Source organism: Streptomyces sp. NPDC006265, assembly GCF_040613555.1.
GTDB lineage: Bacteria > Actinomycetota > Actinomycetes > Streptomycetales > Streptomycetaceae > Streptomyces.
Map to the genome: position 1 here is coordinate 1 of NZ_JBEXSH010000148.1, position 13638 is coordinate 13638.

12 protein-coding genes are annotated in these 13638 nt (G+C 69.7%); 5 read left to right on the forward strand and 7 right to left on the reverse strand.

All coding sequences use genetic code 11. The features are described from left to right. Window positions 1–269 precede the first annotated feature (269 nt). The 4 genes from ABZ281_RS14910 (at window position 270) to ABZ281_RS14925 (ending at window position 5068) form a co-directional block, all read left to right on the forward strand. Complete coding sequence (locus ABZ281_RS14910; protein ID WP_356655551.1) at window positions 270–1586, forward strand: extracellular solute-binding protein; 1317 nt, start codon at window positions 270–272, stop codon at window positions 1584–1586. Between the two features lie 5 nt (window positions 1587–1591). Further along, window positions 1592–2605: a sugar ABC transporter permease gene (locus tag ABZ281_RS14915; protein ID WP_356655553.1), complete on the forward strand. Its 1014-nt coding sequence runs from the start codon at window positions 1592–1594 to the stop codon at window positions 2603–2605. Window positions 2606–2615: 10 nt separating this feature from the next. Then, the gene (locus ABZ281_RS14920) at window positions 2616–3524 is read left to right on the forward strand and encodes a carbohydrate ABC transporter permease (protein ID WP_298555083.1); all 909 of its coding nucleotides are present in this window, start codon (window positions 2616–2618) and stop codon (window positions 3522–3524) included. A 107-nt stretch (window positions 3525–3631) separates the two neighbouring features. Further along, window positions 3632–5068: a GH1 family beta-glucosidase gene (locus tag ABZ281_RS14925; protein ID WP_356655556.1), complete on the forward strand. Its 1437-nt coding sequence runs from the start codon at window positions 3632–3634 to the stop codon at window positions 5066–5068. Between the two features lie 65 nt (window positions 5069–5133). Here ABZ281_RS14925 and ABZ281_RS14930 read toward each other — a convergent pair whose 3' ends face one another. From ABZ281_RS14930 to ABZ281_RS14955, 6 genes are all read right to left on the reverse strand, one after another. Continuing rightward, window positions 5134–6450 (reverse strand): glycoside hydrolase family 36 protein, encoded by a 1317-nt coding sequence (locus ABZ281_RS14930; RefSeq protein WP_356655558.1) that lies wholly within the window; start codon window positions 6448–6450, stop codon window positions 5134–5136. A gap of 26 nt (window positions 6451–6476) precedes the next feature. After that, window positions 6477–7418: a carbohydrate ABC transporter permease gene (locus ABZ281_RS14935; protein WP_356655559.1), complete on the reverse strand. Its 942-nt coding sequence runs from the start codon at window positions 7416–7418 to the stop codon at window positions 6477–6479. Further along, window positions 7415–8398, reverse strand: coding sequence for a sugar ABC transporter permease (locus ABZ281_RS14940; protein WP_356655561.1), 984 nt, complete (start codon window positions 8396–8398; stop codon window positions 7415–7417). Before ABZ281_RS14940 ends, ABZ281_RS14935 begins: the two co-directional genes overlap by 4 nt. 31 nt (window positions 8399–8429) lie before the next feature. Further along, entirely contained in the window at window positions 8430–9743 is a 1314-nt protein-coding gene (locus ABZ281_RS14945) for an ABC transporter substrate-binding protein (protein WP_356655563.1), read from the reverse strand. Between the two features lie 186 nt (window positions 9744–9929). Further along, a complete protein-coding gene (locus ABZ281_RS14950; protein ID WP_356655565.1) occupies window positions 9930–11327 on the reverse strand; it encodes a HAMP domain-containing sensor histidine kinase in 1398 nt (465 codons plus the stop codon). Next, window positions 11324–12022 carry a response regulator transcription factor gene (locus tag ABZ281_RS14955; RefSeq protein WP_356655567.1) on the reverse strand — a complete coding sequence of 233 codons (699 nt, stop codon included), beginning with the start codon at window positions 12020–12022 and terminating at the stop codon, window positions 11324–11326. Before ABZ281_RS14955 ends, ABZ281_RS14950 begins: the two co-directional genes overlap by 4 nt. A 131-nt stretch (window positions 12023–12153) precedes the next feature. Between ABZ281_RS14955 and ABZ281_RS14960 the strand changes: the two genes are divergently transcribed. Continuing rightward, entirely contained in the window at window positions 12154–12681 is a 528-nt protein-coding gene (locus ABZ281_RS14960; protein WP_356655569.1) for a hypothetical protein, read from the forward strand. 43 nt (window positions 12682–12724) lie between these two features. Here ABZ281_RS14960 and ABZ281_RS14965 read toward each other — a convergent pair whose 3' ends face one another. Then, on the reverse strand, window positions 12725–13594 hold the full coding sequence (locus ABZ281_RS14965) for a fused MFS/spermidine synthase (RefSeq protein WP_356655571.1): 870 nt from the start codon (window positions 13592–13594) through the stop codon (window positions 12725–12727). Between the last annotated feature and the right edge of the window lie 44 nt (window positions 13595–13638).

A 13638-nucleotide genomic window follows, 5' to 3' on the forward strand; every position in this document is an offset into this window, starting at 1 on the left:
GGTCGGCTTGATCCCTCCGGACCGGGCCCCTACCGGTCCGGGCCCGGGTCCAGTTAACAGGCAGATAACTGAACGCATCTCTCGCTGTCCGGTCCCTTGACACCCCCGCCACGACCGGGGACTCTTCAACACATCACTGGTGGGAGCGCTCCCACGCTACCTGGCACATACACAACCCGCACGTTCCCCACCCGAGCCTGAGCGCGTAAAAAGGGTCCGACAACGCAGTTGGCCGGGGGGTCGGCACGTCAGGGCAACAGGAGGACGACATGCGAGCACGCATCCGAACCGCCCGCAAGGCGATGGTCGTCGCGGCCGTCGCGTCGCTGGGCGCCGGGCTGCTGGCCGGCTGTGCCGACGACGGCGGAAACGGCGGCTCGTCGTCGGACGGCGACAGCGGCGGCAAGACCAAGATCACCCTGGGACTCTTCGGCACCTTCGGGTTCGAGGAGGCCGGCCTCTACAAGGAGTACGAGAAGCTCCACCCGGACGTCGACATCCAGCAGACGGTCGTCGAGCGGAACGAGAACTACTACCCCACGCTGGTCAACCACCTGACCACCAACAGCGGCCTGCAGGACATCCAGGGCGTCGAAGTCGGCAACATCGCCGAGATCGTCAAGACCCAGTCCGACAAGCTGCTGGACCTCTCCAAGTACGGCAAGAAGAGCGACTACCTGGAGTGGAAGTGGCAGCAGGCCACCACCGAGGGCGGTCAGACCGTCGGCCTGGGTACGGACGTCGGCCCGATGGCCATCTGCTACCGCAAGGACCTCTTCGAGAAGGCCGGTCTGCCCACCGACCGCGAGGAGGTCGCCAAGCTGTGGGCCGGTGACTGGAAGAAGCTGGTCAAGGTCGGCGAGGACTACAAGAAGAAGGCGCCGAAGGGCACCACCTTCCTGGACTCCCCCGGCGGGCTGCTCCAGGCGATCCTCAGCAGTGAGAAGGACCGCTTCTACGACTCCTCCGGCAAGGTCGTCTACAAGTCGAACCCGGCCGTCAAGGACGCCTTCGAGCTTACCGCCCAGGCCGCCGAGGACGGACTGATCGGCAACCAGACACAGTTCCAGCCTGCCTGGGACACCACGATCGCCAACAGCAAGTTCGCCGCGATGTCCTGCCCGCCGTGGATGCTCGGCTACATCAAGGGCAAGTCCAAGCCGGAGGCCAAGGGCAAGTGGGACGTGGCCGCGTCGCCGAAGTCCGGCAACTGGGGCGGTTCCTTCCTGGCTGTTCCCAAGTCCGGCAAGAACGCCGAGGAGGCCGCGAAGCTGGCCGCCTGGCTGACCGCGCCCGAGCAGCAGGCCAAGCTGTTCGCCGTGCAGGGCAGCTTCCCGAGCACCCCGGCCGCCTACGAGTCGGACGCGGTGAAGAGCGCCAAGAACGAGATGACCGGTGACGCGCCGATCGGCACCATCTTCGCCGCGGCCGCCAAGAGCAGCCCGGTGCAGACGATCGGCCCGAAGGACCAGATCATCCAGCAGGGTCTGACGGACAACGGCGTCATCCTCGTCACCCAGGGCAAGTCGCCCGAGGAGGCGTGGGACACGGCCGTCAAGACCATCGACAACAACCTGGACCAGTGACCGGAATGGCATCCAGGCACGACACCGCCGCGCCCCCCGTGAAGGAGGGGGGCGCGGCCCCGGGCCGCCCGCCGGCCGACGCGGACACGGAGCGGGCGATGAAGAAGCGCGCCCGGCTCTCCCGTCGCTGGCAACGCGACATGCGGTGGAGCCCCTACGCGTTCGTCTCGCCCTTCTTCCTGCTCTTCCTCGCGTTCGGCCTGTTCCCGCTGCTGTACACCGGCTGGGCCTCGCTGCACCAGGTGGAGCTGACGGCACCCACGGACATGTCCTGGGCGGGCCTGCGCAACTACACCCGTATCTTCGACGACGACTTCTTCTGGAACGCGGCGAAGAACACTCTGACCATCGGCGTCATCTCCACGGTTCCGCAGCTGCTGATGGCGATGGGCCTGGCGCACATCCTCAACTACAAGCTGCGCGGTTCCACCTTCTACCGCGTGGTCATGCTGGCCCCGTACGCCACGTCGATCGCCGCCGCCTCGCTGGTCTTCGTGCTGCTCTTCGGCCGCGACTACGGCATGATCAACTGGGTGCTGAACGCCGTCGGCATCGACCACGTCGACTGGCAGAACGACAAGTGGCCCTCCCAGATCGCCGTGTCCAGCATCATCATCTGGCGCTGGACGGGTTACAACGCGCTGATCTACCTGGCCGCGATGCAGGCGATCCCGCAGGACCTGTACGAGTCGGCGGCACTGGACGGAGCCAGCCGCTGGCGGCAGTTCCTCCACGTCACGCTGCCCTCGCTGCGTCCGACGATCCTGTTCACGGTCGTGGTGTCGACCATCGGCGCCTCGCAGGTGTTCGGCGAGCCGCTGCTGTTCGACGCGAACAAGGGCGCCTCCGGCGGATCCCAGCACCAGTTCCAGACGCTCGGCCTCTACCTGTACGAGCAGGGCTGGATCAACCAGCACCTGGGCCGCGCCTCCGCCATCGCCTGGACGATGTTCCTGATCCTCATCGTGATCGGGATCGTCAACTACGTCATCTCGCGCCGGCTGCGCGCCAGTAGCTAAGGAGAAGGCCGTGACGACGACCCTGACGAAACCCCCGGCCGACGCGGCCCCCGAGCCGCCGAAGCGATCACGTGGCATGAAGGCGGCACGCGCGGGCGGGCAGCTGCACGCCGGCCCGGTGGCGTACGTCATCCTCGCCCTCTTCACCGTCATCTCGCTGTTCCCGCTGGTGTGGACAGCGATCGCCGCCTCGCGCGACAACCAGCGCCTGGCACAGACCCCGCCGCCGTTCTGGTTCGGCTCCGGCCTCTTCGACAAGCTCGAAGTGGCCTGGACGGACGCCAACCTGGGCGAGGCGTTCCTCAACACCACTCTGGTGGCCGGCATTTCGTCGTTCACCATCGTGTTCCTGTCGACGATTGCCGGATTCGCCTTCGCCAAGCTGCGCTTCAAGGGCCGCGGCGCGGCGATGCTCGTGGTCATCGGAACGATGATGGTGCCGCCGCAGCTCAGCATCATCCCCCTGTACATGATGGTCGCCAAGCTCGACTGGACGGACCAGCTCCAGGCGGTGATCTTCCCCTCTCTGGTGAGCGCGTTCGGCGTGTTCTTCATGAGGCAGTACCTGATTCAGGCGCTGCCGGACGAGATCATCGAGGCGGCCCGCGTTGACGGGGCGAGCAGCTGGCGCGTGGTGTGGCACGTGGTGTTCCCGACCGCGCGGCCCGCGATGGCCGTCCTGGGCATGCTGATGTTCGTGCAGACCTGGAACGACTTCCTGTGGCCGTTCCTGGTGCTTACGCAGACCGGCAACCCGACCGTGCAGGTCGCCGTCGCGGGCCTGGGCCGCGGCTACACCCCCGACCAGTCCCTGATCATGGCGGGCGCGCTGCTGGGCACGCTGCCGTTGCTGCTGGTCTTCGCGATCTTCGGCAAGCAGATCGTGGGCGGCATCATGCAGGGCGCCGTCAAGGGCTGATCCTTTCAGGGGGCCGGGTCAGCGCCGCTCCGGCCCCTCCTCTTTCCTCTTCTTTCGTCCCCTCCCCTCCGTCTTCGGTCTACTCGACCCGCTTTGGGAGCGCTTCCATGCCTGACTCCGAGAACCCGGCCACTCCGGTGACCTTCCCGCCCGCCTTCCTGTGGGGCGCGGCGACATCCGCGTACCAGATCGAGGGCGCGGTGCGGGAGGACGGCCGTACGCCGTCGATCTGGGACACCTTCAGCCACACGCCGGGCAAGACAGCCGGTGGCGAGACCGGTGACATCGCTGTCGACCACTACCACCGCTACCGTGACGACGTGGCGCTGATGGCGGAGCTGGGCCTGGGCGCCTACCGCTTCTCCATCTCGTGGTCGCGGGTGCAGCCGACCGGCCGGGGCCCGGCCGTGCAGACGGGCCTGGACTTCTACCGGCGGCTGGTGGACGAGCTGCTGGCCAAGAACATCAAGCCGGCCGTCACCCTCTACCACTGGGATTTGCCGCAGGAGCTGGAGGATGCGGGCGGCTGGCCGGAGCGCGACACGGCGTACCGGTTCGCGGAGTACGCGCAGATCGTCGGCGAGGCGCTGGGCGACCGGGTGGAGCAGTGGATCACACTCAATGAGCCGTGGTGCAGCGCGTTCCTGGGCTACGCCTCCGGGGTGCACGCCCCGGGCCGTACGGATCCGGCGGCCTCGCTGCGTGCCGCGCACCATCTGAACCTGGCGCACGGGCTGGGCGCGTCCGCGCTGCGGTCGGTGATGCCGGCCCGCAACACCGTCGCGGTCAGCCTCAACTCCTCGGTGGTGCGGCCGCTTTCGCAGGACCCGGCGGATCTGGACGCGGCCCGCAGGATCGACGACCTGGCCAACGGAGTGTTCCACGGGCCGATGCTGCACGGCGCCTACCCGGAGTCGCTGTATGTGGCGACGGCGGGCCTCACGGACTGGGACTTCGTCCTCGACGGCGACCTGGAGCTGATCAACCAGCCGCTGGACGCGCTGGGCCTCAACTACTACACGCCCGCGCTTGTCTCGGCGGCGGACGCGTCGGCGCAGACGCCGCGCGCCGACGGCCACGGGGCGAGCGACCACTCGCCGTGGCCGGCCGCGGACGACGTCGCCTTCCACCAGACGCCCGGCGACCGCACGGAGATGGGCTGGACGATCGACCCGACGGGTCTGCACGAGCTGATCATGCGCTACACCCGGGAGGCGCCGGGCCTGCCGCTGTACATCACGGAGAACGGCGCGGCCTACGACGACAAGATCGACTCCGACGGCCGGGTGCACGACCCGGAGCGGGTCGCCTACCTGCACGGCCACCTGTCGGCGGTCCGCCGGGCCATCGCCGACGGTGCCGACGTCCGCGGCTACTACCTGTGGTCCCTGATGGACAACTTCGAGTGGGCGTACGGCTACGGCAAGCGCTTCGGCGCGGTCTACGTGGACTACGCGACGCTGGAACGCACGCCGAAGACGAGCGCCCGGTGGTACGGCCGGGCGGCGCGGACCGGAGCGCTGCCCGAGGTCGAGGCGGTCTGACCGACGGGGGAACGGGGAGGGCGGGGCGCGGCACGATTAGGGGAGTGCCGCGCCCCGGCCGTCTCTCAGCGGTGGGCGCCCGACAGGAGCCGGCGGGTCGTCTCCACGCCCCACTGGTCCAGCGACAGCAGCCGGTCGCTGGAGGCCATCAGGCCCCCGGTGGACTCCACGTGCGCCGCCCACTGTTCGCGGGTCTCGACCGCCGGGCGGGCCATCAGGCAGTCCGGGTCGTTGATCCAGAGGCGGTGGTGCTGCCACTGGCGGGCCGCTCCCGTGAACTCGGCCGGGTTCTGGCCGGGTTGGCTGTAGTCATCGGCCTCGGGGCGGCGGTGGGGTGCCGTGTCGGGGCTGACGCGCATCGCGTCGAACAGGCCGATGGAGGCCAGGACCGGCGCGCCGCAGCCCAGAAGGTAGGCGTCCTCGCCGATGGCCTCGCGGATCAGGGCGATGCCGGCGCGGTAGGCCGTGAGGGCGCCGGTGTCTGCGTGGCGTACGCCGTGCAGGGCGCCCGCGTAGAGGAAGTCGGTCTTGAAGTAGTCGTAGCCCTCCGCGCGCAGGGTCGTGAAGACCTCGGTCAGGTACGCCGCCGCGTCCGGGTGGGTGGTGTCCAGGACGCGCAGGTCGTGGCCCCAGTTGCGGCCGGCGTGCGCGAAGCCGCCGGTGGTGTCGCGGACGAGCCAGTCGGGGTGCGCGGCGGCCAGGTCGCTCGCCGGGTCGACGAGGAACGGGGCCGTCCAGATGCCGGCGCGGCGGCCGCGGGAGCGGATCTTCTCGGCGACGCCGGCGCGGGAGCGGAAGCGGCCGGAGAGGGTGAGCCAGTCGCCGAGGGCCCGCTGGTAACCGTCGTCGATCTGGACGACGTCGACGGGCAGGTCGAGGGTGTCCATCGCGCGGAGGTTCTCGTGGATGTCGTCCTCGGTGACGGCCGTGAAGTACTCGTACCAGGAGCACCAGACAGTCGGTGCCGGGCGGGGGGTGGCGAGGCCGAGGCCGCTGGCCCACGCGCCCAGGACCGACTGGATGTCCGGGCCGGTCCACTCCTTCACCGGCCCGTCGGCGCTGATCTCGGCGGCCCGCCCGTCCCCCGTGACCAGCCGGATCGACGGCACCTCACGCGTCGGCTCGGCCGCCGCCCAGAGCCGGACCGGGGAGCCGTCGCCGGGGTCGAGGGCGAGCAGGCCCTCGCCCTGGAAGGTGCCCTCGGGGACGGTGACGCCGGGCCGGTAGCAGACCGTGGCCCAGTTGGCGTTCGTCGGGCGATGCGGCGTCGCGCCGAGGGCGTAGGCGCCGCTGGGGCTCCAGGACTGCCAGCCCTCCTCGTGGACGCGCGCCTTGCGGGGGTCGACCGGCACGGAGGCGACCGGGGTGAAGGGGTGGTGCACGGAGGTTCTCTTTCGGGGAGTGGGCGTCAGCCCTTGTTGGCGCCCAGGGTGAGGCCGCTGACGAACTGGCGCTGGAGCGCGAAGTAGACGATCAGGGTGGGGATCGCGGTGAGCAGGGCTCCGGCGGCGACCAGGTTGGGGTCGGTGAAGTACTGGCCGGAGAGGTTGTTCAGCGCCGAGGTGATGGGCATGTTCTCGCCGGTGGAGATGAGGACGATGGCCCAGAAGAAGTCGTTGTAGATCCAGATGGACAGCAGGGTGGCGAGGGCGGCCATGGCGGGCTTGCACAGGGGCAGCACGATCTGCCAGTACAGCCGCCAGACGGAGGCGCCGTCGACCAGGGCGGCCTCGGTGAGTTCGTGCGGCAGTGAGCGCATGTAGTTGCTCAGCACGAAGGCGCAGAAGCCGGACTGGAACGCCACGTGGATCAGCACCAGGCCGAGCGCGGAGTCGTAGAGCTTGCCGCTCATCGTGATGCCGGGCAGGTCGATCAGCAGGTACAGGCGGTACAGCGGGGTGATGATGACCTGCTGGGGCAGCAGGTTGCCGGCCGTGAACACCAGCAGCAGGAACAGGTTGACCCGGAAGTCGAAGCGGCTGACGTAGAAGGCGACCATCGACGACAGCAGCAGCGTCAGCAGTACGGCCGGGACCGCGATCAGCAGTGTGTTGCCGAAGTAGTGCAGCATGTCCGACTGCTGGAAGGCGTTGGTGAAGTTGTCGAGGCTCAGCTTGTCGGGCCAGGAGACATAGCCCTTGGTGCTGGTCTCGGCGTACGGGCGCATCGCCGCGTACATCGCCCACAGCAGGGGCGCGAGCCAGGCCAGCGCCGTGACGACCAGGAAGGTGTGGAGCAGGATCCGGGCGGGGCGGATCGGGGTGCGCTGCCCCCGCGTGCCGCCAGAGTTCAAAGGGGCTGCGCGAAGCGCCACGTTCAGGGTAGTGGTGGGCGACGGGTGGGAACTCATGCGCGCCGCTCCTTCCGGAAGGTGGCGATCAGGTACGGGATGATCACCGCGAGCGAGATCACCAGCAGGACGACGGCGATCGCGGATCCGTATCCGATGCGGCTGGACTCGCCGATGATGTTGTTGGTCACCAGGATCGACAGCAGTTCCGTGCCCTGGGCGCCCTTGTTGAAGACGAAGACCAGGTCGAACGCGCGCAGCGCCTCGATGATCGTGACGACCAGGACGACGGTGTTGGTGGGGCGCAGGGTCGGGAAGATGACGTTCTTGAACGTCTGCCACTCACTGGCGCCGTCCAGGGCGGACGCCTCGCGCAAAGCGGGGTCGACGCCCTTCAGACCGGCCAGGTAAAGGATCATCATGTAACCGGCGTGCCGCCAGGACGCGGCGACGAGGATCGCCCAGAGGTTGAGGTCCGGGTCGCCGATCCAGTCGATGTAGTGGCCGGGCTTGTTGGCGCCGATCAGGCTGTTGATCAGGCCGGTGTCCGGGTTGTAGATCAGCTGCCAGACGAACCCGATGACCGCGAGCGACATCACGACCGGCAGGAAGAACGCGGTCTGGTAGACGCGGCTGAAGCGGATCTTCTTGTCCAGCTGCACGGCGAGGAACAGGCCGAAGGGCGTGGGCAGCAGGATGAGCACCACGAACCAGACGACGTTGTGCTCGACGGCGGGCCAGAACTGCGGGTTGCTGGTGAACAGTTCACGGAAGTTGTGCAGGCCGACCCACTTGATGGAGTCGAAGCCGATGCCGTCCCAGGTGGTGAAGGCCAGCGCGATCGAGGCCAGCGCCGTCAGCCAGACGAGCAGGACGTGCAGGATCGTCGGCACCCCGGCCATCAGGCCGAGCGTGATGCGGTCGCGGCGCGTGAGCAGCCGTCGGTGGCCGTGGGGAGCCTTGGCGGTCGGGGACGTCGGGGCGGGCCCCGGGGCCGGCGGGGTGGCCGACTCCGGAGCCTTCGCGGGGGTGGCGGTCATGTCGTGATCCGAGTCGTCGGGTCTCCGTTCGTCAGGAGGAGGCGAAGATCGTCTTCTTCTGGCGCTCGATCGACGAGAGGATGCTGTCGATGTTCTTCGGGTTGCGGACGAAGTTCTGCAGCGCGGGCTGCATCACCGTCGAGGTGAAGTCCGGGCGGGAGTCACGGTCCATGAACTGCGTCAGGCTCTTCGCGCCGGAGATCATCTCGAAGGACTTCTTCTGCAGCGCGGTGTAGGAGGAGGTGTCGGCCTTGGTGGAGGCGGCGACCACGCTGGAGTCGGCCTTGAGGTAGATCTGCTCGGCCTCGGGCGTGCCCAGGTACTCCAGGAGCTTCACGGCGCCGGCATGGTTCTTCGGGGCCTTGGAGAGCATGAAGCCGTCGGTGGGGGCCTCGACGGTGTCCTGTCCGAACTGCGGGTCGATCTCCGGGAACGCGAAGAAGTCCAGGTCGTCCAGGTCGGCCTTGTCGGTGAACTGCTGACCGACGAAGGTGCCCAGCAGATACATGCCGGCCTTCTTGGCCACCAGCGTCTGCGCCGCGTCCTGCCAGGTGCGGCCCACCGCGCCCTCCTGGTGGTAGGGCAGGAGCTCCGTCCAGTGGTCGAAGACCTTGCGCACCTTGGGGTCGGTCCAGGAGGCCTTGCCGGCCATCAGCTCGACGTGGAAGTCGTAGCCGTTGGTGCGGAAGTTGATCTGGTCGAAGGTGCCCATCGCGGGCCAGGCGTCCTTGTCGCCGAAGGCGATCGGGACCAGCCCGTCCTTCTTCATCCTCTTGCACAGGGCGACGAAGTCGTCCCAGGTGGTGGGGACCTTGTAGCCGTGCTGGGCGAAGACACTCTTGCGGTAGAACACCGCCCACGGGTACGTGTACAGCGGAACGAAGTAGTACTTGCCGTCCTCGCCCTTGCTGAGCTTCTGCATCGCCTCGGGGAAGTTGCCGCCGATCTTCTGCCACACGTCGTCGATCGGCGTGGCCAGCTTCTTCGAGGCGAAGAACTGCATGCGGTAGCCGGCGAACCAGGTGAACACGTCGTCGGGCGTGCCCTGCAGGTAGGAGTTGATCTGCTCCTGGAACGTGTTGTGGTCCTTGGTGTTCACGTCGACCTTGATGCCGGACTTCTTGGTGAAGGCGGCGTAGATCTCCGCGAACGCCTTCTTCGGCACGGCGTCGGAGGAGTTGGAGCCGAGACTGACCGTCTTCGGGTCGGCGGACGAGCCGCTGCCGCCGCAGGCGCTCAGCAGGGGTATGCCGGCGCCGAGCAGGGCCACGCCGCCCATTCCGCGCAGCAGGGTGCGGCGGCTGGGAGCGGGGAGGGAGAAACCGGAGGAAGAGAGGTCGTGCATGGACGGCTCCTGAAGGCAGGGTTCGGCCACGAGGGTGTGGCGTGAATTCCAGTCGCAATCGACCAGAAATCAACTTGACCGAACATGATGGCGCAATGACAGCCGCATGTCCGGTCATGCGTCAAGAGCCGTTCCCTTCATTTGTCGAAACGTGACCGTCCCGTGAAGACCACCTGCGGGGAGCGCTCAGTGGGACCGGGAGCGGTGGTACGCGGCGGCGAACCTGCCGGGGCGGCGCCGCCGCAGCTGCCGGTGGCCTCCGCTCGCGGGAGCACGGCCGTCCAGCTGGATCCAGATCCGCACCTCGGTGCCGCCGAGCACCGAGGATCCGAGCCGTACGTCCCCGCCGGTGGACTCCGCGAGCCGGCGCACGATGTCCAGGCCGAGCCCGGTGGAGCCGTCGCCGCCTGAACCACGGCCTCGCGCCATCGCGGCCTCGGGGTCGGGTATGCCGGGGCCCGCATCGGAGACTAGGACGATCACCGCGTCCTCGCCGTTGTGCACGTCGACCGCGAAGGCGGTGCCCTCCGCGGTGTGCCGGAAGACGTTCCCCAGCAGCGCGTCGAGTGCGGCGGCCAGGTCGGCGCGGGCCATGGGTATGCGCACCGGCCGGCCGGCCCCGGCCACCCGCCACTTGCGGCCCTCGTCCTCCGCGAGCGCCGACCAGAACGCCATCCGCTCCCGGACCACCTCGGCCGCGTCGCACCCGGCGCCCGGACCGGCCGCGGCCGTCTGCGGTTTGGCCTCCCGCGCCGTACGGATGATGGTGTCGACCTCGCGCTCCAGCTGCTCGACCGCGGTGCGCGTCTGGTCGGCGGCGGGTCCCTCGCCGAGCGAGGCGGTATTGAGCCGCAGCACGGTCAGGGGCGTGCGCAGCCGGTGGGACAGGTCGGCCGCGAGCTCCCGCTCGTTCGCCAGGAGCTGGACGACCTGGTCGGCCATCGAGTTGAAGGCGACCGCCGCGAGCCGCAGTTCGCTCGGGCCCTCCTCGGGCACGCGGGCACCGAGCCGGCCCTCCCCCAGGTCGTGCGCCCCCTCGACCAGGCGCTGCGCGGGCCGGACCATGCGGACGCCCAGCCGGTCGGCGACCGCGACCGAACCGAGGATCAACGCCACCCCGACCCCGGCGAGCACCGCCCAGGCCGTCCCCACGCCGTTGGTGACGTCGGACTCCGGCACGTACACCTCGACGACCGCGATCTTGCCGGTGCTGAGGGCGACGGGCTGGAGCAGCGTCCAGCCGCCGGTGACGCCGGTGGTGGAGACGCGGCCCAGCTTCCGCACGGCCGCGATCTCCTGGTCGGCGGCGCGCCGCCGCCCCAGTTCGAGGGCCTCCTGACCGCCGCCCGACGGGAGGTGCACGGCCATCCCCGCGTCGGAGCCGGCCGAGGCGACGACCCGCTCCAGCTGGTCGCGGTCGGTGGTGATGGACAGGGCGGGGGCGACGGCCGCGGCCTCCCGCTCGGCGTTGGAGAAGGCACGGTCGCGGGCCATCTCGCGGATGACGAGTCCGAGCGGCACGGCGAAGGCCAGCACGACCATGGTGGTCACCGCCAGCGACACCTTGACCAGGGCCCACCTCATCGCGGCGCTCCTGGCGGTTCGAGCTTCACCCCGACGCCCCGGAGGGTGTGCAGATAGCGCGGGCTGGCCGCCGTCTCGCCCAGCTTCCTGCGCAGCCAGGACAGATGGACGTCGATGGTCTGGTCGTCGCCGTAGGACTGCTGCCAGACCTCGGCGAGCAGCTCCTTGCGGGGGACGACGACGCCCGGCCGGCCGGCCAGGAAGGCGAGCAGGTCGAACTCGCGGCGGGTGAGGTCGAGTCGCGCGCCGTCCAGCTCGGCCTGGCGGCGCAGCGGGTCGACGGTCAGGCCGCCGACCCGGATCACGGGGGACGGCTCTCCCTCCGCGGCGCCGGAGCGGGCGCGGCGCAGCACGGCCGCCATCCGGGCCGAGAGGTGTTCGACCGAGAAGGGCTTGGTCAGGTAGTCGTCCGCCCCGGCGTTCAACAGCCGTACGGTCTCCGTCTCGTCGTCCCGGGCCGTGGCGACGATCACCGGTACGTCCGTGATCCCACGCAGCATCTTCAGGGCCTCGGACCCGTCGAGATCGGGCAGTCCGAGGTCCAGGATCACCACGTCGAAGCGGAAATGGGCGACCTCGCGCAGCGCCTCCAGCGCCGTCCCGACGCTGCGCACGGTGTGCGAGGCGTCGGTCAGGTGCCGGATCAGCGCCGAGCGTACGAACTGGTCGTCCTCGACCACGAGCACACTTGCCATGCGCCGCACCGTACGCCATCTCGAACAGCCGGGTGCGGGCCTGTGGACAACTCCCCGGCTGGGGGCAACGGGCCCTCGGACGAGTCCGATTGTGGACAACCGGTGGGACGCGTGAGGCAGTATGGCCCGCGATGCGCAGAGGACTCGTACACGTACTGGCCTGGCTGCTCGCCACGGGCGCGGCGGTCACGCTGTCCTGGTGGGGTGTCCACACGGTGATGACGGGAACGGCCTACGACCCGCCGCGCGCCCTGCCCATCAAGGCCGCCGACGCGTCCACGCGGGAGCCGAAGGCGCCGGCCACACCGCCGCCGGAACGGACACCTCCGCCGGAGCGGCGGAAGCCGAGCAGCACGCCTCCGCCGTCCGCGTCCGGGAAACCGAGCCCCTCCCCCACACCCTCGTCCTCGCCCGACACCGCCCCCGGCGTCGCCTCCGGCCGGGTCAAGAGCTACGACACCGACGGCGGCCGGGCGGTCTTCGACCTGGGCACGACCTCCGCCTCGCTGGTCTCGGCGACGCCCGGTGCGGGCTGGTCGATGCAGGTGTGGAAGACGGAGTCGTGGATCCGCGTGGAGTTCTCCTCGGGCGCGGACCGGGTGTCGGTGTTCTGCACCTGGCACGACGGGCCGCCACGAGTGGAGATCGGGACCTACTGAGTGCGGTACGCGGGCGTCGGCGCCTGCCGAGTGCCGTCGGGGGTCATCTGAACACCGACGCGGGTGGTGCGGGCGACGCCACCGCGGCGACGTCCGTGACGGGCGCGGCCCCACCGGTGAAGTCCGTGAGGGTCCTGCCGTGCTCGACCCGGGCGGGATGCGGGTCGGAGGCGGCGAGGCGGGTCAGCTCGGCGACGGGCAGCGGGTGGTCGGAGGCGACCAGGACCGCGTTCCCGAAGCGCTTGCCGCGCAGCACCGCGGGATCCGCCACCAGCGCGAGCTCCTCGAAACGGGCGGCGGCGGTGGCGATCTGGCCGCGCAGGTGGGCGAGCGGCGGTCCGTCGGCGAGGTTGGCGGCGTAGACCCCGCCGGGCTTGAGGGCCCTGCGCACGTCGTCGAGGAACTCGGTCGAGGTCAGGTGGGCCGGTGTCCGGGCCCCGCTGAACACGTCGGTGACGACGAGGTCGGCCCAGCCGTCCGGCACCTTGGCAAGACCCTCGCGAGCGTCGGTGGAGCGCACCCGTATGCGCGCGTTCGGATCCAACGGCAGCTCGCGGCGGACCAGTTGGACGAGGGTGCCGTCCCGTTCGACGACCTGCTGGGTGGAGCGGGGCCGGGTGGTGGCGACGTAGCGGGCGAGGGTGAGGGCGCCCCCGCCGAGGTGCACGGCGTGCACGGGGCGGCCGGGCGGGGCGACGAGGTCGATCACGTGCCCGAGGCGGCGCTGGTACTCGAAGGACAGGTACGCCGGGTCGTCCAGGTCGACGTGCGACTGCGGGGCCCCGTCGATCACCAGGGTCCAGGCGCGGGCCCGCTCGCGGTCGGGGATCAGCTCGGCGAGCCCGCCGTCGACGCTCTCGACGACGGCCTCCGCACCGGCCTGTCTGCGCCGGCCGCCCTTGGACTTTCCCATGGGGACATTATCGGGGTGGGCTGTTAAGCCGGGCGTACGCTCCC

Bases quoted from the DNA above. Each gene is read 5' to 3' on its own strand.
- ABZ281_RS14910 (WP_356655551.1), top strand. From the start codon at position 270: ATGCGAGCACGCATCCGAACCGCCCGCAAGGCGATGGTCGTCGCGGCC.
- ABZ281_RS14915 (WP_356655553.1), top strand. From the start codon at position 1,592: ATGGCATCCAGGCACGACACCGCCGCGCCCCCCGTGAAGGAGGGGGGC.
- ABZ281_RS14925 (WP_356655556.1), top strand. From the start codon at position 3,632: ATGCCTGACTCCGAGAACCCGGCCACTCCGGTGACCTTCCCGCCCGCC.
- ABZ281_RS14935 (WP_356655559.1), bottom strand. From the start codon at position 7,418: ATGAGTTCCCACCCGTCGCCCACCACTACCCTGAACGTGGCGCTTCGC.
- ABZ281_RS14940 (WP_356655561.1), bottom strand. From the start codon at position 8,398: ATGACCGCCACCCCCGCGAAGGCTCCGGAGTCGGCCACCCCGCCGGCC.
- ABZ281_RS14945 (WP_356655563.1), bottom strand. From the start codon at position 9,743: ATGCACGACCTCTCTTCCTCCGGTTTCTCCCTCCCCGCTCCCAGCCGC.
- ABZ281_RS14950 (WP_356655565.1), bottom strand. From the start codon at position 11,327: ATGAGGTGGGCCCTGGTCAAGGTGTCGCTGGCGGTGACCACCATGGTC.
- ABZ281_RS14955 (WP_356655567.1), bottom strand. From the start codon at position 12,022: ATGGCAAGTGTGCTCGTGGTCGAGGACGACCAGTTCGTACGCTCGGCG.
- ABZ281_RS14960 (WP_356655569.1), top strand. From the start codon at position 12,154: ATGCGCAGAGGACTCGTACACGTACTGGCCTGGCTGCTCGCCACGGGC.
- ABZ281_RS14965 (WP_356655571.1), bottom strand. From the start codon at position 13,594: ATGGGAAAGTCCAAGGGCGGCCGGCGCAGACAGGCCGGTGCGGAGGCC.